General features: G+C 61.8%; 14 protein-coding genes. 8 read left to right on the plus strand and 6 right to left on the minus strand.

From position 1 onward, the window contains the following. Positions 1 to 137 precede the first annotated feature (137 nt). From GOB90_RS06640 to GOB90_RS06650, 3 genes are all read left to right on the plus strand, one after another. Positions 138 to 1562, plus strand: coding sequence for a class II 3-deoxy-7-phosphoheptulonate synthase (locus tag GOB90_RS06640; protein WP_146886192.1), 1425 nt, complete (start codon positions 138 to 140; stop codon positions 1560 to 1562). 205 nt (positions 1563 to 1767) lie between these two features. After that, a complete protein-coding gene (locus GOB90_RS06645; RefSeq protein ID WP_194300864.1) occupies positions 1768 to 3018 on the plus strand; it encodes a nicotinate phosphoribosyltransferase in 1251 nt (416 codons plus the stop codon). A 99-nt stretch (positions 3019 to 3117) separates the two neighbouring features. After that, on the plus strand, positions 3118 to 3564 hold the full coding sequence (locus GOB90_RS06650; protein WP_373322158.1) for a hypothetical protein: 447 nt from the start codon (positions 3118 to 3120) through the stop codon (positions 3562 to 3564). Positions 3565 to 3605: 41 nt separating this feature from the next. Here GOB90_RS06650 and GOB90_RS06655 read toward each other — a convergent pair whose 3' ends face one another. Continuing rightward, positions 3606 to 4352, minus strand: a complete 747-nt coding sequence (locus tag GOB90_RS06655; RefSeq protein WP_146886194.1) for a Crp/Fnr family transcriptional regulator — start codon at positions 4350 to 4352, stop codon at positions 3606 to 3608. Between the two features lie 163 nt (positions 4353 to 4515). On the opposite strand from GOB90_RS06655, the gene gltX reads away from it, so the two are divergent. The 4 genes from gltX to GOB90_RS06675 all read left to right on the plus strand — a co-directional run bounded on the left by gltX (position 4516) and on the right by GOB90_RS06675 (position 8418). Next, positions 4516 to 5844, plus strand: coding sequence for a glutamate--tRNA ligase (gene gltX / locus GOB90_RS06660; RefSeq protein ID WP_146886197.1), 1329 nt, complete (start codon positions 4516 to 4518; stop codon positions 5842 to 5844). Between the two features lie 258 nt (positions 5845 to 6102). Next, on the plus strand, positions 6103 to 7359 hold the full coding sequence (locus tag GOB90_RS06665) for an acyltransferase family protein (RefSeq protein ID WP_173571964.1): 1257 nt from the start codon (positions 6103 to 6105) through the stop codon (positions 7357 to 7359). 105 nt (positions 7360 to 7464) lie between these two features. Next, complete coding sequence (locus tag GOB90_RS06670) at positions 7465 to 7914, plus strand: hypothetical protein (RefSeq protein ID WP_146886201.1); 450 nt, start codon at positions 7465 to 7467, stop codon at positions 7912 to 7914. A gap of 39 nt (positions 7915 to 7953) precedes the next feature. Beyond that, on the plus strand, positions 7954 to 8418 hold the full coding sequence (locus tag GOB90_RS06675) for a hypothetical protein (RefSeq protein ID WP_146886203.1): 465 nt from the start codon (positions 7954 to 7956) through the stop codon (positions 8416 to 8418). 125 nt (positions 8419 to 8543) lie between these two features. Here the strand turns inward: GOB90_RS06675 and GOB90_RS06680 are convergent, their stop codons facing one another. Continuing rightward, positions 8544 to 9398 (minus strand): pyruvate, water dikinase regulatory protein, encoded by an 855-nt coding sequence (locus GOB90_RS06680; protein ID WP_146886205.1) that lies wholly within the window; start codon positions 9396 to 9398, stop codon positions 8544 to 8546. A 245-nt stretch (positions 9399 to 9643) separates the two neighbouring features. On the opposite strand from GOB90_RS06680, the gene GOB90_RS06685 reads away from it, so the two are divergent. Continuing rightward, positions 9644 to 10471 (plus strand): methyltransferase domain-containing protein, encoded by an 828-nt coding sequence (locus tag GOB90_RS06685; protein ID WP_146886207.1) that lies wholly within the window; start codon positions 9644 to 9646, stop codon positions 10469 to 10471. Between the two features lie 309 nt (positions 10472 to 10780). Here GOB90_RS06685 and ppdK read toward each other — a convergent pair whose 3' ends face one another. The 4 genes from ppdK to GOB90_RS06705 all read right to left on the minus strand — a co-directional run bounded on the left by ppdK (position 10781) and on the right by GOB90_RS06705 (position 18845). Further along, the gene (gene ppdK, locus GOB90_RS06690; protein WP_146886209.1) at positions 10781 to 13456 is read right to left on the minus strand and encodes a pyruvate, phosphate dikinase; all 2676 of its coding nucleotides are present in this window, start codon (positions 13454 to 13456) and stop codon (positions 10781 to 10783) included. A 361-nt stretch (positions 13457 to 13817) separates the two neighbouring features. Beyond that, entirely contained in the window at positions 13818 to 15914 is a 2097-nt protein-coding gene (ligA, locus tag GOB90_RS06695; protein WP_146886211.1) for an NAD-dependent DNA ligase LigA, read from the minus strand. Further along, positions 15911 to 17638 carry a DNA repair protein RecN gene (gene recN / locus GOB90_RS06700; RefSeq protein ID WP_146886214.1) on the minus strand — a complete coding sequence of 576 codons (1728 nt, stop codon included), beginning with the start codon at positions 17636 to 17638 and terminating at the stop codon, positions 15911 to 15913. The genes ligA and recN overlap by 4 nt, the downstream gene beginning before the upstream one ends. Positions 17639 to 17804: 166 nt before the next feature. Continuing rightward, positions 17805 to 18845 carry an outer membrane protein assembly factor BamD gene (locus tag GOB90_RS06705; protein WP_373322157.1) on the minus strand — a complete coding sequence of 347 codons (1041 nt, stop codon included), beginning with the start codon at positions 18843 to 18845 and terminating at the stop codon, positions 17805 to 17807. Positions 18846 to 18893 lie beyond the last annotated feature (48 nt).

Raw genomic sequence — 18893 nt, forward strand, 5'->3', positions numbered from 1 at the left:
CCCCGGCGGAATTGGGCATAAGAACCGCCCCGCAGCGCCTGTAACCGGCGGTGTCAGGGGCTTTAATCCCTCTTCTCTATCTGAACAACGGAACACCGCGCCGGAGACGGCGTGCTGCAAGGACGAAAGAAACGACAATGAGTGTCACGCTCAGCCAGACCTCCGCATCCCGGGCCGCCACGAAGGCAGTCAACTGGTCGCCGGAGTCATGGCGGTCGTTTCCGATCAGGCAGGTTCCGGCCTATCCCGACGAGGATGCGCTGACCGCCGTAGAAGCCCGTCTCCACCGCTATCCGCCGCTCGTTTTCGCCGGTGAAGCCCGCCGCCTGCGCCAGCATCTCGCCCAGGCCGCGACCGGACGCGCTTTCGTGCTGCAAGGAGGCGCCTGCGCCGAAAGCTTCTCCGAATTTTCGGCGGACTTCGTGCGCGATACCTTCCGCGTTCTGCTGCAAATGGCCGTCGTGCTGACCTTCGGCGCCAAAGTCCCCGTGGTGAAGATCGGCCGCATGGCCGGACAGTTCGCCAAACCGCGTTCCTCGGATAACGAGACAAAAGACGGTGTCACCCTGCCGTCCTATCGCGGTGACATCATCAACGGACCGGACTTCACAGCCGCCGATCGTGTGCCCGACCCCGTCCGCATGGAAACCGGCTATTTCCAGTCCGCCGGAATCCTCAACCTCCTGCGGGCCTTCTCGCGCGGCGGCTATGCGAACCTGCATCAGGTGCATCGCTGGAATCTCGGCTTTGTCGAGCGCTCTCCGCTGGCCGAACGCTACCGTGTCCTGGCCGGGAAAATCGACGAAACCCTGTCCTTCATGGGAGCCTGCGGTCTCGGCGCCGAATGCACGCCGCAGATCGACGAGACCGAGTTCTACACCTCGCACGAAGCCCTGCTGCTGCCCTACGAACAGGCGATGACCCGCATCGATTCCACCTCCGGCGAGTGGTATGACTGCTCGGCCCATTTCCTGTGGATCGGCGACCGCACCCGCCAGCCGGACGGCGCCCATGTCGAGTTCCTGCGCGGTGTCCGCAACCCGATCGGCATCAAGGTCGGTCCGACCACGCAGATCGAAGACCTTGAGCGCCTGCTCGAAATCCTCAATCCGGGCGACGAGGCCGGACGTATCACGCTCATCTCCCGCATGGGCGCCGCGAAAATCCGCGACCACCTGCCGCCGCTGGTCCGCGCCGTCAAAGGCACGGGCCGCACCGTCACCTGGGTCAGCGACCCTATGCACGGCAACACGATCCCGACCTCGCACAATGTCAAAACCCGCAACTTCGATGCGATCCTGAGCGAGACCCAGGCGTTCTTCGATGTGCTGACCAGCGAAGGTGTGCCCCCGGGCGGCGTGCATATCGAAATGACCGGCCAGAACGTGACGGAGTGCGTCGGCGGTGCCCACGCACTCACCGAGGACGATCTCGGCGCCCGCTACCAGACGTTCTGCGATCCCCGCCTCAACGCGGAGCAATCGCTCGAACTCGCTTTCCGCATGGCCGAGGAACTCTCCACCCGCGTCCGGGCCACCCCGTCCGCAACCACCGTTCTCTAGATCGCGAAAGCGGAAGGCGAGGGGACAAATCAGAACGGCAGCCGGCGTCATACCGCAACCGGCTGCCGGCCCGGCAATCCGTGAGGTGTCACAACCTGTTGTGCCCGCAAGATAAAACCGCGGGCTTGCCAACCCGACAGCCCCTGCTGCGTAATGTTCCCCGCATGTCACATCCGGCGTGACACAGGAGAAGGACGGAGAATCAATGTCCAGCCCGACCGGGACTGTCCCGTCCCCCGCTTCCGCAGAACCCTGTTCCGGCACCGCCTCTCCCGGCGTTGCCACGGCCGCAACCGTCGCGCCGGTCAGCGACGCCGACATCGCCGCCCGCACGGACAGTTATTTCAACCGCACGAAAACCATCGTCACCCGGTTCGGAGACTGCGTCGTTACCTACGCCGTGTTCATCCGTCGTCCGGTGCTTTCCGCCACGGCCATTCTCGAACGCTGGCTGGAAAATATCGCCCGCGAGCGCGGGATCGAAATCATCGTCGAACCCACCCACACCGAGGGCGAATGGGTCGGGGCGGGCGAGCCGCTGCTCTACATCACCGGGTTCTTCTCGCATTTGACCGATCTCGAAACACTCGTGCTCCAGAAGATCGGCCCGCCCTGTGTCGCCGCCCACCGGGCCTACCAGATGGCCCTCTCCCTGCCAAAAGCGCAGTTCCTCGCTATGGAAGCCCGCCACTGCGCCGGATACGAGATGCAGGAACTGATGGCGTACGGCGCCTCGGTGGGCAGTCGCGCCGCGCAGGAACAGGGCGCTGTCGGCTTTGTCGGCGGCGCGAACGACGCCACCGCCGCCTTCTTCGGTCAGAGCCACGGCTTCGGCACCATGCCACACGCCCTGATCGGCTATGCCGGATCGACCCTGCGCGCCGCTGAGATGTTCCATGAGGCCTATCCGGACACCGACCTCACGGTGCTCGTTGATTATTACGGGCGCGAAGTCACCGACGCGCTCGCTGTCTGTCGCCGGTTCCCCGAACTCGCTGCCGCCGGCAAGATCGCCGTGCGTCTCGATACGCATGGCGGCCGCTTTCTGGAAACGCTTGATCCCCAGGAATCCTATGCCGTCGTCGACCGCCACGTTCCGGAAGCCATCCGCCGCTACCGCTCGGAAAGCGAACTGCGTAACCTTATCGGCACCGGGGTCTCCGCTGCCGCCATCTGGCGGATGCGCGAGGCGCTCGATGAAGCTGGCTTTGATAAAGTCCGCATCGTCGTCTCATCCGGTTTCGGCGTTACCAAATGCGCCTGCATGGCCGACGCCAGCGCACCGATTGACGTCGTCGGCACCGGCTCCTTCATTCCAAAACTCTGGAACGAAACCTATGCCACCGCCGATATTGTCACCTATGACGACGTGGAGAGCGTGAAGGTGGGCCGCGAATTTCTGCTGCCCTCCGTCCGCCGCGCGGAAGCCGCAAGACGCCGCCGTTATCATCCCTGAACACGACGGATCCGATACAGACCACCTGAAACCATGCCGTAATTCCGAAAGGGATGAGCGGCATTCCTTACCCGTGACACACCCCCGGAGACACGAAACATGGCCCGTATTGATGACGATTTCGATGAAATGGACGAATCCGCAGCCGAAACGGATGGCAAAGATACCGGCCGGACAGTGCGCATTCTCGACCTGTCCGGAGGCGCTGAAGACAACATCGTCGAAGACATCCGCGATTTTCAGGATCTCGCGCACGCCAATGCCTTCGCCCGCGCCTACGTTCGTGACAGCATCGAAATCTGCCGCGCCGCCGGAACCACGCCGCGCGATACGCTGAACGCCTGGTTCGCCTATGGTGAAAATGCGGAAGTGCTCGATGCGGGCGAGGAAGGCTGGAAGTCCTCAACCGAACTCAATGAGTTCGTCGAACGCCCCGCCACGTCCATGGAACGCGACTGGCGCGCCCTCGATCCGAGACGCATGGTCGACCCCGGCGAGTTCGGAGAGCATGACGAAACCGATCCTCCGAACGACGAAGACGCATAAAACCCGCCCGCCGATATCAGGATAAACCCGGCTTTTGTACCTTAGCTTTCAAGAACAGCCTTCAGACCCGGCAGATCAAGCCGCACATGCCGGGTATCAAGGCGCACGATCAGCTTTCTATCCTCCAGCGTGCCGATCGCGCGGCTCACCGTTTCCGTGGTCGTGTTGAGATACTCGGCGATGTCCGCGCGGTCCATGAGCAACGACAGCACACCGGTCTCCGGATCATAACATTCCGTCTCCCCGCTGCATTCAATGAAAAATCCCGCCACCCGCGTGCTCACCCGCTGATGTGTCACCAGAAGAAGATGCCGCTGCGACTGACGCAGCCGCGCAATCGCCTCAACCAGAAGATCCGCCTGTAATTGCGGATATTTCTGAAATAGTGTCTGGATTTCGGTGCGGGAAAACCGCACCAGCTCGCACTCCGTCAGCGTATCGGCCGAGTTCAGATAAAGATCGTTTTCAGCAAGGCCGAACAGATCGCCCGGCCAGTGAAACGCAATGACCTGATTGCGTCCGTTTTCCAGCTGATGCGAAACCCGCACCGCGCCGGAGCGGATCAGGTAAACCGGGTCGGCAGGCTCACCCTGGCGGAACACCGGCATTTTCGCTTTCAGGGAAAGCGGCTTCGCAATGGTCGCCAGTGCCCTGCGCGTGTCGGCGGGCAGAATCAGATCACCCGCGTCGTCAACTGTGCCCGATGCCCACTGGCCTGCGGCATGGAAACGCAGCGGCGCGGGCATGCCAGCCTGAGTTGTCATGGCAATACCCTCGTATGAAGTCACGAACCCTCGCTACCGGCGTCACGACAGAGCGTCAATGCCGGTGCCACACGGATCAGGGGCGATATTTTCAGGTGTGACAGAGCGACGATCACCCCTCTCCTTCGACAGAACCCCGTGGAAAGCCCTCTGGCATTTTCCCTCGCGGACCGGCATAAACCCGCGCATGAAACTACGCTTCGCGCCCAGCCCCACCGGAATGCTTCACGTCGGCAATGCCCGCCAGGCCATCGCCAACGCCCTGTTCGCCCGACATCACAAGGCCGCGTTCCAGCTCCGTATCGACGATACCGATACCGGGCGCTCGAAAGAAGCCTATGCGGACGCCATCTGCACCGATCTCGAATGGCTCGGGATTCACTGGGACGAAACCTTCCGCCAGACCGAGCGGCTGGAGCGATACGCGCTCGCCATCCAGGCCCTGAAGCGCACCGGCAGGCTCTATCCCTGCTTCGAGTCCGAACAGGAACTCGCCCAGAAACGCGAATTGCGGATCAAACAGCGCAAGCCGCCCCTCTATGACCGCGCCATGCTCAAAATGACGCCCGAACAGCGCGCCCAGGCCGAAGCCAACGGCAAGGTGCCTTACTGGCGCTTCCGCCTCTCCGACGGCAGCAAAAACTGGATCGATGCCGTCATGGGCCAGTGCTCCGTCAAACTGACCGCCATCTCGGACCCCGTCCTGGTCCGCGCCGACGGCACGGTGCTCTACACGCTCGCCTCCGTGGTCGATGACATGGAAACCGGCATCACCAACATCATTCGCGGCGAAGACCACGTTACCAATACCGGCGTCCAGCTCGACATCGCCGAAGCCCTTGGCGCCGTCCCGAATCGCTTCGCCTTCGCGCATCTGCCGCTCCTCCTCGACGAAGGCGGCGGCAAACTCTCCAAGCGCTTCGACGCTCTCTCGCTGAAAACCCTCCGGCAGGACGGCATCGAAGCCAAAGCGCTCGTGTCTTACCTCGCCCGCCTCGGCAGCTCGGATGATCCGGAGCCGCTCGACTTCGATCCGCTCGCGCAGAGCTTCGATCTGTCCCACATTTCGAAATCCTCCGCCCGCTTCGACATGCGCCAGCTCCTGGCCATGAACCGGCGCGTCCTGGCCAGCACACCCTTTAGCGAGGTTCAGAACCGTATGCCGCCCGGCACCACGGAAGCCTTCTGGCTCGCGATCCGGGGGAATATCGAGCTGTTCTCCGAAGCCGCTCACTGGTGGACCATCACCCACGACGACATTGTCCCGCCCGTGCAGGACGGAGAAGCGGAATTCCTGACCAGAGCCGCTGCGCTTCTCCCGCCAGAGCCCTGGTCGGAAACGACATGGAAAGACTGGACCGCAGCTCTGAAAGCCGACTCCGGGCGAAGTGGCAAAACTCTGTTCCATCCCCTCCGCCTGGCTCTCACCGGGGAAGAGCAGGGGCCTGAACTCCGCGACCTTCTCCCCATGATCGGCCCCGACCGGACCCGCGCGCGCCTGCTCGCCGGCTCCTGAGCTTTCCCCGCCGGCAGCCCGATCACGACAGCTCCCAACCCGGCGGTCTCTCCCGGAAGGCGTGCCTGTGCCGGAAACCGGTATCGGTCACGCCCCGCGCGGAGGTCTCCATCTCCGCGCGGGAAAATTACTGAGACGATCTCTTAAGAATACGTTCGTCTTTTCCTGCTTTCCTCTCCGGAAATGATAAACTCTGACGACTCCAGGAAAGGGAAGCCGGGCACCGCGCCTGCATGCAGACCGTGGCAAATGCGTCGCATGACATCGACAGGCCTTCCGACAGTTCATCCGTTACCTGGAAACACCGGCAATGCGAGGCGTCTCAAATCGCTGGACGGCCTGCGCGGGGTGGCTGCCTTCGCCGTGATGTTCATTCATATGATCCTCTTCTCGCTCCCCGATAATTCCGCCATCCCGACATTCCCGACAACGATCAGCTATATCATTGAGATCCTGATTCTTTTTACGCCACTCGGCCTGCTCGTGAACGGCCATAGCGCAGTTCTCGTTTTCTTCGTGATCAGCGGCGTGGCCCTCTCCCTGTCCGCGAACGCGGGCAATCTCAGTTTTTACCGCTCTTTCCTGATCAGCCGCGTCAGCCGGATCTGGCCACCTTTCGCCGCCGCTCTCTGTATCGCCGCGTTCCTGTCCTTTCTGGTGCCTCCGGGTCCCTCGCCCTTCGCGAACGCGGAACTGACGCGTTTCTGGAAAATCCCGCCGACAGCGGATGTTTTCATTGAGCAGATTCTGATGACAGGCCGTTTCGACACACTCGACTGGCCTGTCTGGAGCCTGATCGTGGAAATGCGGATCTCGCTGCTCTTTCCGCTTCTCGTGTGGTGCTGCATCAGAGCGCCACGGACCACCATGGCCGCGTCCGGCGCTCTCAGCATCGCTTTTGTCATGAGCACTTCATACGTCCGGATGACAGACTGGAGTTTCACTTCCGCACGAGCGGCTGGTTACGTTTTCCTGTTTACCGCCGGAATCCTGATCGCGCGTAATCTCGATCATATACGCGTCCATCTCGCTCGTCTGACCCGCAGCCAAAACGTCCTGTGCTGGTGTTTCGTGCTGGCTCTCGTCGGAATACGAACGTCCAGACTCTGGCCCGGCATGACACTTGATGACGGCATCCGGTTTTATATGTGCGCCACCGGAGCCATCCTCCTCGTGCTGCTCATCGCCGCCGGCGGACGCATATCACGCCTGATGGAACATCCGGTCCCGCAGGGCGCGGGCAGAATTTCCTACAGCCTCTACCTGCTCCATATGCCTGTCATCGGCTTCTGCCTGAAACGTATCGCGCCGCTCACCACGCACAACACGGCGCTTCTGATCGGGTTCGTCATATCCATCGCCGCTGCCATTCTGGCACGCCGGTGGATCGAAATCCCTTCGGTCAGCCTGGGAAAATACCTGGTAAGACGCTTCGGAAACACCAGCGGGAGGCCGGCGATCAGCCCCCTTTCGGGTTGCACGATGGCGGAGCCGGCCAGCACATCCCATCTGTAATAAATGCTGATTTATCATTGCCGTCCGAAACGCAGAAAGCAGAGGCATCCCAGCCTCGCACAGACACAAATTGACACTCTCTCCGCTTTCATGGACCTTTGACCGATGGCTGGCCCCCTCCCAACACCAGACGCAGAGGATACCGGGACGACAGTGTTCGCGTTCCCCGGCAAACGTGTGTTCGCCCGGGACGAAGCCGCCCGCTATCTCGGGATCAGTCGCCTCCGTTTGCGCTTCCTCGAAATCGCCCGCTGCGGGCCGGTCCCCTTTGCCCCGGGGCGCTATCGCACGACCGAACTGAATCTCTACCGTATTGAACTGTTCCTGCGAGCCGGTCTCCCCGCCACCGAAGCCGAGCGACGCAATGCCCAGGCCGAAACCTTAGCGCAGAACGCGGAGACGCCCCGCGATCCGTTCGTGGAGATGGCCACGCTGCATGACCTTCGGCAGGTCGGCACTTTCATCATCGGCCGCGTTGCAATTGGTATCGGACTGTTCATTATCGTTATGTCACACACGCCGCTGTGGCATTTTTTGCGGCAATCCTTAAAGTAACCGGTAATCTCAACCCGTACGTCACGACAGGGCCTGACCATGAACCGATCGTCCTTGTTGCCGCGCTCCCTGCGCCTCGGGCCAGTGCTGCTCGGCTGCTTCGCTCTGGCGGCCTGTATGCCGGAGCGCTTCCAGGTCGTTGCATCCAATCAGAGCGTCACTTCCACCGGACAGTTCACCGATGTCTCATCCATCGGAGGCCGCTCCGTGCCACTCCAGACCATCGTCCTGCTGGAACCCGACTGCTCTTCGGGCGGCACTGCCATCATTCAGGTGGTAACACCGCCTCAGCATGGCCAGATCACCACGGAGACGGGGAATTACTATCCCGCCTATCCCGCCTCAGACACCCAGCGTTACGCCTGCAACGTGAAAAAACGCCCCGGTGTCGCAGCCATCTACACGCCCGATCCCGGTTTTCACGGCACCGTTTTCACAACCCTCCAGGTCACCGGACCTCTGGGAAGAAGCGGAACCCGGGTCTATCGCATCACCGTGCAATAGGCGCGTCCGGTCGCATTCAGTCCGGGCCGTCGGTCTGCCCCGCGTGCCCGGCCTCCTGTCCATACCACAGGTTGAGGCATGATTTTATGTCTGGCCAGCAAACCGGACCAGGCCTCGCTCCCGGCTTACCCCGGCAGGCTCGTCGGCCACGGATGCTCCAGAATATCCAGAATCGCCGCGCTGGTCTCTTCAACCGAGCGCCGCGTCACATCCACGAGCGGCCAGCCGTGTCGCACGCAAAGACGCTTTGCCCAGAGCAACTCCGCCCGGACCTCTTCAGGATCAACATAGGCCGTCTCCTGAAAGACCGGACGTATCCCCGGCTTCGCCGCAACCATCGCATTCAGGCGCGTTAGCCGGATTTCCACCAGAGCATCCGGGTCGATTGTCAGCCCGATCACTGGCACACGGGCCTCGAACAGTTCCAAAGGTAACGGCGTATCCGGTACCAGCGGTACATTCGCGGCCTTGATGCCTCTGTTGGCCAGGTAAAAACAGGTCGGTGTCTTCGATGCGCGTGACACGCCCACAAGCACCACATCCGCTTCCCGCAGACCACGCGCCTGCTGCCCGTCATCGTGCTCAATGACGTAATGCATCGCGTCAATGCGACGGAAATAATTTTCATCCATCACATACTGACTGCCCGCGCGACCATGCGCCTGCGTCCCGGTCACGCGCTCCAGCAGTTCCAGCGTGTTGTTCATCACATCCAGAAGCTGCACATTCATCCGCAGACAACCTTCATCAAGATCTTTCTTGAGTTCCTGATCCGTCAGCGACGACAGAACCGGCCCGGATTCCGCCGCAATCCCCGCCATGACCCGCCGCAACTGCGCCCGTGTCCGCACCAGATTCCAGTGCCGGACCTCAAATTCATTCTCCGGGAAATGCGGCACGCAGGCCCGCGCCAGTGAGTCCAGCGTCTGCCCGATCCCGCCCGAAACCAGATGAAGAATAATCCGCTGCTTCGTCGTCATGCCCGCCCACCCGGTCAGTAGAGATTGTGACGCCCTGATATAGCCGTATCGGAAAAGCAGCGATATGCCGACGCATCCGACTGACAATCTTATCTCACAATAAAGGATTTCCGACGATGCTCCGCCCGGAGGCTGCGGGCGCCGGTCCGACAGCCCTCCCGCGTCAGACCCGCGAACTTCATCAGTCAGTGTAAATCATTTCTGCTTTCTGTTTCTAATATACTGCCATCAGGTCAGATAACATTATGCTCCAAAAAGAACTCCCTCCTGAGTTTGATTACAGATTTTATAAAGCAACAAATACTGACCTGTCTGAATTTAGCGACACAGACCTCATGAAGCATTTTATTAACTATGGTGAAAGCGAGGGACGCCCAGGATCGGAGGGATGCCTGCGGGAAAATATCATATCCTGCATCCCGCACGATGCGTCAGTGCTTGAAACGGGGTCGTCTGAATCCCCGGTCGTTAAAGGAAAAAACGTAAAATATTTCAGCATCGGTCAGTCAGAGGCACCGGAAAGAGGGAAGCAGAAAACAGATCATCCTGTCACCGACAGCATGTTCGACGCTGTTGTCAGCTCACACACGATAGAGCATCAGATCGATCTCATTACATATCTGAAGAAAATCGAAAAATTGCTCGTCAGAGGCGGACGGTATTATCTTATGATTCCCGATAAACGGATCGGCAGCGACCACTATATTCCGGAATCGACGATTGAAGACGTGCTGTCCGCCTGCAATACAACAGCAACCAGACATTCCCTGAGCAATGTGATGACGGGTCGCGCGCTGACAACGCATAATGACCGGGAGCGACACTGGGCCGGAGATCACGCCGATCCGGGATATATGGAAAGCATCGCCAGACGGCTCAGAAGTGCCATAGCGGATTTCGAAGCAGGTAATGACGCCGGTATCGATGTCCGGGCATGGCAATTCACGCCCTCGGGTTTCCGGCTGATTACAGAGTCACTCTGTTCCCTGAATCTGATCCGTCTCAGAGCAGAGCGTGTGTACAATACGCCGCGCAGCAGAGCTGAATTTATGGCTGTTCTGATCAGACTCTGAACCGGCTGGCACTCAATACCTGAGAATACACCAGTTTTGCGGTCATTCGAAAAACTACCGTTAAGTATCGCTGTTTTTCTCAGGGCTCTGCCCCGACACCCGCCAAAGATTGATGGCTTTGGAAACCTGTTTGCTTATCAGCGGATCTGATGCACGACGTACTTTCGCGTGATGTTCCCTGTCGGAGCTAATTTCAGAAAATTACACATCAACCGTTCAGATGAATAAAGCCAAAACCATAGCCGCTAAAAAAACGGGAGAGAACCGCCCGAAGACAATCCTCTCCCGTTCGGTAAAATGCCCCGAAAATCAGGCCGGAATACCCGCCTGCTTCTTCTTTGCCAGAGCAGCCTGCGCCGCCGCCAGTCGCGCCACTGGAACGCGGAACGGAGAGCAGGATACATAATCCAGCCCGACACTCTCGAAAAACGCGATCGAGTCCGGATCGCCGCCATGCTCGCCACACACACCGAGCTTCAGTCTCGGCTTCGTCTTCCGGCCCGCTTCGGCTCCCATCCGTACCAGCGCGCCCACGCCTTCACGGTCGATGGAAACGAACGGGTCTTTCGGGAGCAACCCGTGGTCCACATAGTAAGGCAGGAATGACCCCGCATCGTCACGCGACAGACCAAGCGTCGTCTGCGTCAGATCGTTGGTGCCGAACGAGAAGAAATCCGCCACTTCCGCAATCTGACTCGCCGTGATCGCCGCGCGGGGCAGCTCGATCATCGTGCCGATCAGATAATCCAGCGTCGTGCCCTTCTCGGCAAACACCGCCGCGACCACCGCTTCCGCCGCCTTGCGCGTCACATCCAGTTCAGTCTTCACGCCAACCAGCGGAATCATGATCTCGGGAACAATCGCCTCACCCGTCTCATGGGAGACCGCAATCGCCGCTTCGATAATCGCCCGGACCTGCATCGCGTAAATCTCGGGATACGTGATCCCGAGACGACAGCCGCGATGACCCAGCATCGGATTGGCTTCCGACAAGGCCGAACGCCGCGCCCGCAGCGATTCAATGCTCTGCCCCAGCGCCGCCGCCACTTCGGCCAGCTCCATCTCGCCATGCGGAAGGAACTCATGCAGAGGCGGGTCGAGCAGACGGATCGTCACGGGCAGCCCGCGCATGATGCGGAAAATCGACGCGAAATCATCCCGCTGGAACGGCAGCAAAGCCTCAATCGCTTTCCTCCGGGCATCATGGTCGTCCGCCATGATCATCTGGCGCACATGCCCGATCCGGTCCGGCCCGAAGAACATATGCTCCGTCCGGCTCAGACCAATGCCCTCGGCCCCGAATTTCCGCGCCGTCTCCGCGTCCTCCGGCGTCTCCGCATTGGCACGCACCCGCAGACGACGCACATCGTCCGCCCAGCCCATCAGCGTGCTGAAGTCGCCCGAAAGGGTAGGGGGGATCGTCGCGACTTTCCCGACATAAACCGCACCCGTTCCACCATCGAGCGTGATCCAGTCTCCGCCTTTCAGAGTCACGCCACCCGCCGTCAGCGTCTGCGCCTTGTAATCGACGTGAATACTGCCCGCGCCGGCCACGCACACACGCCCCATGCCGCGCGCCACAACCGCCGCATGAGAAGTCATGCCGCCCCGCGTCGTCAGAACGCCACGCGCCGCATGCATCCCGTGCACATCCTCGGGCGACGTCTCAATGCGGACAAGAATCACATCCTCACCCTGCGCAGCCCGGTCCTCAACCTCTTCCGCCGTAAAGACAATCGCCCCCGCGGCCGCCCCCGGCGAGGCCGGCAGACCACGCGCGATCTGCGTCCGCTCCGCCTTAGGGTCGAGCGTCGGATGCAGCAGCTGATCCAGCGAGGTCGGCGGCACGCGCTGAATCGCCTCTTCCTGGGTAATCAGCCCCTCACGCGCCATGTCGATGGCAATCTTGAGCGCCGCAGCCGCCGTGCGCTTCCCCGTGCGGGTCTGAAGCATGTAGAGCCGGTTGCTCTGCACCGTGAACTCAATGTCCTGCATATCGCGATAGTGCTTCTCAAGAAGCTCGCGCACCCGCAGCAGTTCCTTATAGGCGTTCGGAAGCACCTTCTCCATCGGCGACTGGTCCGGCGTCGCCTTTTCAGCGGCCATCGGCTGCGGCGTGCGGATACCCGCCACCACATCCTCGCCCTGCGCGTTCACCAGATACTCGCCGTAGAAAATGTTCTCGCCCGTGGACGGATCGCGCGTGAAACACACGCCCGTCGCACAGTCGTCGCCCATGTTGCCGAACACCATCGACTGCACATTGACCGCCGTGCCCCAGCTCGCCGGAATGTCGTGCAACTTGCGGTAAGTGTTCGCGCGCGGATTCATCCAGGAGCCAAAAACCGCACCGATCGCGCCCCAGAGCTGGGCCTGCGGATCGGTCGGGAAAGGCGTCCCGGTCTCGCGCTGCACGATCTCCCGGTAACTCTGGACAATCTCGCGCCAGTCCGTCGCCTTAATGGCCGTGTCGTCATGCACGCCCAGACCGCGCTTGGCCTGCTCCAGAAGATCCTCAAAGCGATGATGTGGAACCCCCATCACCACCGAGCCATACATCTGGATAAACCGGCGATAGCTGTCCCAGGCAAACCGCTCGTCACCGGAAGAGCGTGCCAGCCCCTCGACGGTCTGATCGTTCAGCCCGAGGTTCAGAACCGTATCCATCATGCCCGGCATGGATACACGGGCACCGGACCGGACAGACACCAGCAGCGGCGCATTCGCATCGCCGAAGGTCAGCCCCATCATCTCTTCAACGCGATGAAGCGCCCCGGCGACCTCTTCGGCCAGCTCCGGCGGATAGTTGTTCCCGTTCGCATAGAACGCGGAGCACACCTCCGTCGTAATGGTAAACCCCGGAGGCACAGGCAGTCCGATCGAAGCCATCTCCGCCAGGTTGGCACCCTTGCCGCCAAGCAGATTGCGCATTCCGGCGCCGCCTTCATTCAGACCGCCACCGAAGCTGTAAACCCATTTCGTCATGACCAAAGCTCTCCGAACACGGAGCGACCCGAAATCCGCATTTCCCATATCCCCGGGAGGGGAATGCAGGCCTGGACGCAATCCGCGGGGATTTATTATTATTCAGTCGTCCTGTTCCCGGGGGACAATATCATGACAGGGAAATTCGCGCCCGGCAATTCAGATTTGCCGTGAAATTCATGCCACTTTCCGGAAATTCCGCTGGATTTTCCGCCCGCCGTCCCGCCTGCCGTACGGCGCACCGATCCGTTCAGCTAACCGGACAACTCACGCGCCGACGCCCCATCCCTCACGGAGAGAGTTCCGAAAAGTCTTTTCCCGTTAAAATTATTCCGCAACCCGCGACAGCTTCGGAAATCCGTCAGACCGGCGGCATCCCCGCCAGCTCCCGCCACCCGGCCTCATCCAGCGTGTCGATCCCCAGCTCAGCCGCCTTCCTCGCTTTCGATCCCGCCTCCGCGCCAAGTACAACAAGATCCGTTTTCTTCGAGACACTGTCAGTCACTTTCGCGCCCAGACGCTCCGCCGTCGCTTTCGCCTCCGGTCGCGTCATGGTCGATAAACTGCCTGTAAAGACAATCACCTTTCCCGAAAGCTTCCCGTCACCACCCGCCCGCTCACTCTCCACCGTGATCTGCCCCAGCAGATCCTCCAGCGTTGCCCGGTTATGCGGCTCGGCAAAAAACGCGACAATCTCGTCCGCGATCGCCCCGCCGATCCCGGTAATCTCCCCGAGTTCCTGACGCGCCTCGGATCCGATCACCGCCGCTGCCCGCATCTGCGCCGTCCAGATCGCATACGATCCGTAATGCCGCGCCAGCAGCTTCGCATTACTCTCGCCCACGCGGCGAATACCCAGCGCATAGATAAATCGCGACAGCGGAATCACACGCCGCGCCTCAATCGCCCGCACCAGATTGCGCGCCGAAAGCGCCCCCCAGCCTTCACGCCCGGCAATCTCCGCCTCATGCGTCCGCAACCGGAAAATATCCCCCGGCGCCCGAACCAGACCCGCCTCATGAAACTCGCGAATGCTGCGATCCCCAAGACCGTCAATGTCGAACGCCAGACGCGAGACAAAATGAATCAGCCGCTCCACCACCTGAGCCGGACAGGTGAGCCCCCCCTCGCAACGCCGGATCGCCTCGCCCTCGGGCCGCTCCGCCATCGCCCCGCAGACCGGACAGTGACCCGGCATCACAAACGGCGCGCTCCGTTCCCGACCGGGCTCCGGCACAACGCCCAGGATCTGCGGAATCACATCCCCTGCGCGCTGCACCTTCACCAGATCACCGACCCGCACATCCTTGCGGGCAATCTCGTCCTCATTATGCAGCGTCGCCCGCGCCACCAGAACACCACCGACATTCACCGGTTCAAGATGCGCCACCGGCGTCAGCGCCCCGGTGCGCCCGACCTGCACCTCGATCGACAACAGCCGCGTCACCGCCTGCTCGGCCGGAAATTTCCACGCAATCGCCCAGCGCGGCGCCCGTCCGGCAAATCCAAGCCGCTCCTGTAGCACCAGATCGTCAATCTTGTAGACAACACCATCAATGTCGTAATCGAGCGCCGCCCGGTCACGCGCCATCCGCTCGAAAAACGGCTCCGCTTCGGCCTTGCCCGCCAGCAGCGTGGACAACGGGTTGACTGTAAACCCCCAGGCCTTCAGCCTCTCCAGATACGCCCAGTGCGACGTCGCCACCGGCGCGGACGCCGCCCCCATCGCATAAGCAAACAGCGACAAAGGCCGCTTCGCCGTCACCTTCGGATCAAGCTGCCGCAAAGACCCCGCCGCCGCATTGCGCGGATTGGCAAATCCTTTCTCACCGGCTGCTTCCTGCGCTTCATTGATCGCCAGAAACACCGCCTTGCCGAGAAACACCTCGCCCCGGATCTCGATCAGCTCCGGCGCCTCCCCCTTCAGTCGCAACGGCAGATCCCGCAGCGTCTTCAGGTTCGCCGTCACATCCTCGCCAACCGTCCCGTCGCCCCGCGTCGTCCCACGCACGAAACGACCCTTCTCATAAGTCAGACTGATCGAAAGCCCGTCGATCTTCGGCTCGCCGACAAACTGCAACGCCGCCGCCTGAGCCTCGTCCAGGCCGAGAAACCGCACGGCCTTGCCGACAAAAGCCTCGAATTCCTCAGCACCGAACACGTTGTCCAGAGAGAGCATCGGCACCAGATGCCGGTGCTTCCCGAATGCCCCGTCCGGCGCTGCGCCCACCTGAACGGAAGGACTGTCCTCGCGGATCAGCGTCGGAAACCGCGCCTCGATCGCCTCATTCCGCCGCCGCAGCATATCGAACTCTGCATCCGGGACCTCCGGCGCGTCCCGACCGTGATAAGCCTCGTTCAGCCGCGCGATCAGCTCAGCCAGCCGCGCCAGCTCCGTGGCCGCCTGCGCCTTGCTCAGCGCCTCAACCGCTATCTCCGCCGTGTCCGCACCGCTCATGACCGATGCTCCAGCAGACTCGCCGCCGCCGCCCGCGCCGCATCCGTCACAACATCACCTGCCAGCATCCGCGCAATCTCCTCGCGCCGCGCGTCGGAGGGGAGGGGAGCCGCGCTCGTCTGCGTCTGCCCGCCCCGCACGATCTTGCCGATCCGCAGATGATGATCCGCCGCCGCCGCCACCTGAGGCGAATGTGTCACTGCCAGAACCTGCATGTCCCGCGCCAGCCGGTGCAGCCGCTCCCCGATCGCCGCCGCCGTCGCGCCGCCCACACCGGAATCGATCTCGTCGAACACCAGCGTGCCGATCACCGACCGCCCCGCCAGAACCAGCCGGATCGCCAGCATAAGCCGTGACAGCTCACCGCCCGACGCCACCTTGCCCAGCGGCCCCGGCGGCTGCCCCGGATTGGCGGCCAGCAGAAACGTTACCTGCTCCATGCCCGCCGCACTCCATTGCGCCGCAGACAGCGGTGTCAGTTCGGAAACAAACCGCGCCCGCTCCAGTTTCAGCGGCTTCAGCTCCGCCATCACCGCCGCTTCCAGTTTGCGCGATGCCTTCACACGCGCTTCCGTCAGCGCCGCCCCTGCTGTCCCGAACGCATCCTCCGCCTCACGCAGTGCGGCTTCCAGTTCCTCAATCCGCGCCGTTCCGGTTTCCAGCGCCTCCAGCTTCTCCGACAGGCGCTGCAACAGATCCGGCAGATCCGTCACCGTCGTATCGAATTTCCGCGCCGCCGCCCGCAACGCGAACAGCCGCTCCTCCGTCTGCTCCAGCAGATGCGGATCGGCATCCTGCTCAGCCACAAGCCGACTCAATAAACTCTCCGCATCCGCCAGCGCGGTTTCCGCGACCTCAAGCGCGTTCAGCGCCTCATTCGCCAGAATCTGCTGCGGATCGCGCTCATTCCCTTCTTCCGTCGGTTCACGTCCCGGCATGGGCAACAGCTTGTGCAGCGCCCGCGTCGCCGCCCGCAAAGCCGCAGACGGCCCCTGATTCCGCCGGTCCCGGGGCGTCAGTTCTGCCAGAGACGCAGCCACCGCTTCCCCGCGCCGCTCATTCCGTTGCAGGGCCTGCCGCTGCTCAGCCAGAAACAGCTCCTCATCCGGCTGAGGCGCCAGAGAAGACAGCTCGGAGACCGCATGACGCAGCCACTCTTCCTCACGCGCCGCGTCCGCCATCTCTTTCCGGGCGGATTCGAGCGCCGTCCGCGCCACCCGCCAGGCCGCAAAACAGCGTGTCACCCCGGCCCGCAGGGCAGGGCGCACCCCGAACGCATCCAGCAGATCCCGATGCGTGGCCGGATCGGCCAGCCCCATCTGCTCATGCTGTCCCTGAATTTCCACAAGAGTCGCCGCAATCCGGCGCAGCAGCCCGACGCCAACCGGCTGATCGCTGACCCAGGCCCGGGAGCGGCCATCCCCATTCACCACACGCCGCAGAATCAACGGCTCACCGGGGTCGGACGGAATATCGAGTTCGGCCAGGATCTCATGAACCGGATGATCCGTCGCCACTTCAAAACTGGCAGTCACCCGAGCTTCAGCCGCCCCGGCCCGGATCAGCCCCGCATTGGCGCGCTCGCCCAGCGCCAGCCCCAGACTGTCCAGAAGAATCGATTTACCCGCGCCGGTCTCGCCGGTCAGAGCCGTCAGACCGGCATGAAACGCCAGATCCAGCGTCTCGATCAGCACAACATCGCGGATGGAAAGAAAACTCAGCATGACGAAAACCCGTTCCGCCCGACAGCAACAGAGCACGGATAAAGACAGCGGATCGCCCGGGGCGGACACTCCGATGGTTCGTTCAGCCGGGCCGTTGCGTCAACTGTCGCAGGGAAAGACGCAGATGTTTCAGGCATCCGACGCATCACCCTGACAGAAACCGAATTCAGCGCGGACGCCCGTTCGTCCCCTGCGCCACGCCCTGATGCGCGACATTACTGGTCAGGGTTGAGCCATCGGACTGGAGCGATTGTGAACTGACCGGCTGCACGGGCGCCGCCGTCAGCGATGCCGGCGCATCGGCCCGACCGATGCCGCGCGCGGCGGACTGCGCCGGTGACATCGTTTCTTCCTGCGATGCCGCGCCCGGAGGTCCTTTGGTCGTACCCGGTTTCGGCGTGCTCGCTTCCAGCAGGCGATAACGCTTCAGATCGCTGTAGGCGAAACGATACCACTTGCTGCCCGGATAGTTATACGCCAGCACGATCCCGGTCCGGCGCGCCTCTCCGGTCAGGCCCAGATCGAGATACACCTCGACCAGCCGTTCCAGCGCCTCGGCCACATGGTTCGTGGTCTGGAAATCCTGCACCACGCGCTGATAACGCCCGATCGCGCCCTGATACGCCCGCTGCTGCTGATAATACCGCCCGACCAGCATTTCCTTACCGGCCAGATGATCACGGCACAGATCGATTTTCAGCTGGGCGTCACGCGCGTATTTTGACTGCGGGAATCGTGCGATCACGTCCTGCAGACGCGACATCGCCTCGGCAGTCATCTGCTGATCGCGATTCACATCGCCGATCTGCTCATAATAACAGAGCGCCAGAAGATAAAAGGCATAGGCCCCGTCCGTGCTGGTCGGATGCAGTTCGATAAACCGGTCAAGCTGCTGCGCCGCCTCGGGATATTTGCTCTGGAGGTAATAAGCATACCCCTCCATGAGCTGGGCGTTGGCCGTGTAGCCGGAATACGGATAATTCTGCTGAAGAATTTCAAATTCCGCCGCCGCAAGCGCATAACGCCGTCCGCGCAGCGCATCGATTCCGTTGTTGTAATAGGCATCGGCGGAGGAAAGCTGAGGAACCTGCGGGGCTTTATTGCCGAATAGTGAGCAACCCGTCAGAAGCGTAAGTGTGGCGCACGCCGCCGTCGATGCCACTCTCGACAACACACTGGACGGGATGCGCGAGATTGGCTGCGGCACGTATCAACTCACTGTTCAGACATGGCAATAAAGGTCATGCCTTATAAC

It is taken from the genome of Acetobacter oeni (genome assembly GCF_011516825.1).
Classification (GTDB): Bacteria; Pseudomonadota; Alphaproteobacteria; order Acetobacterales; family Acetobacteraceae; genus Acetobacter; species Acetobacter oeni.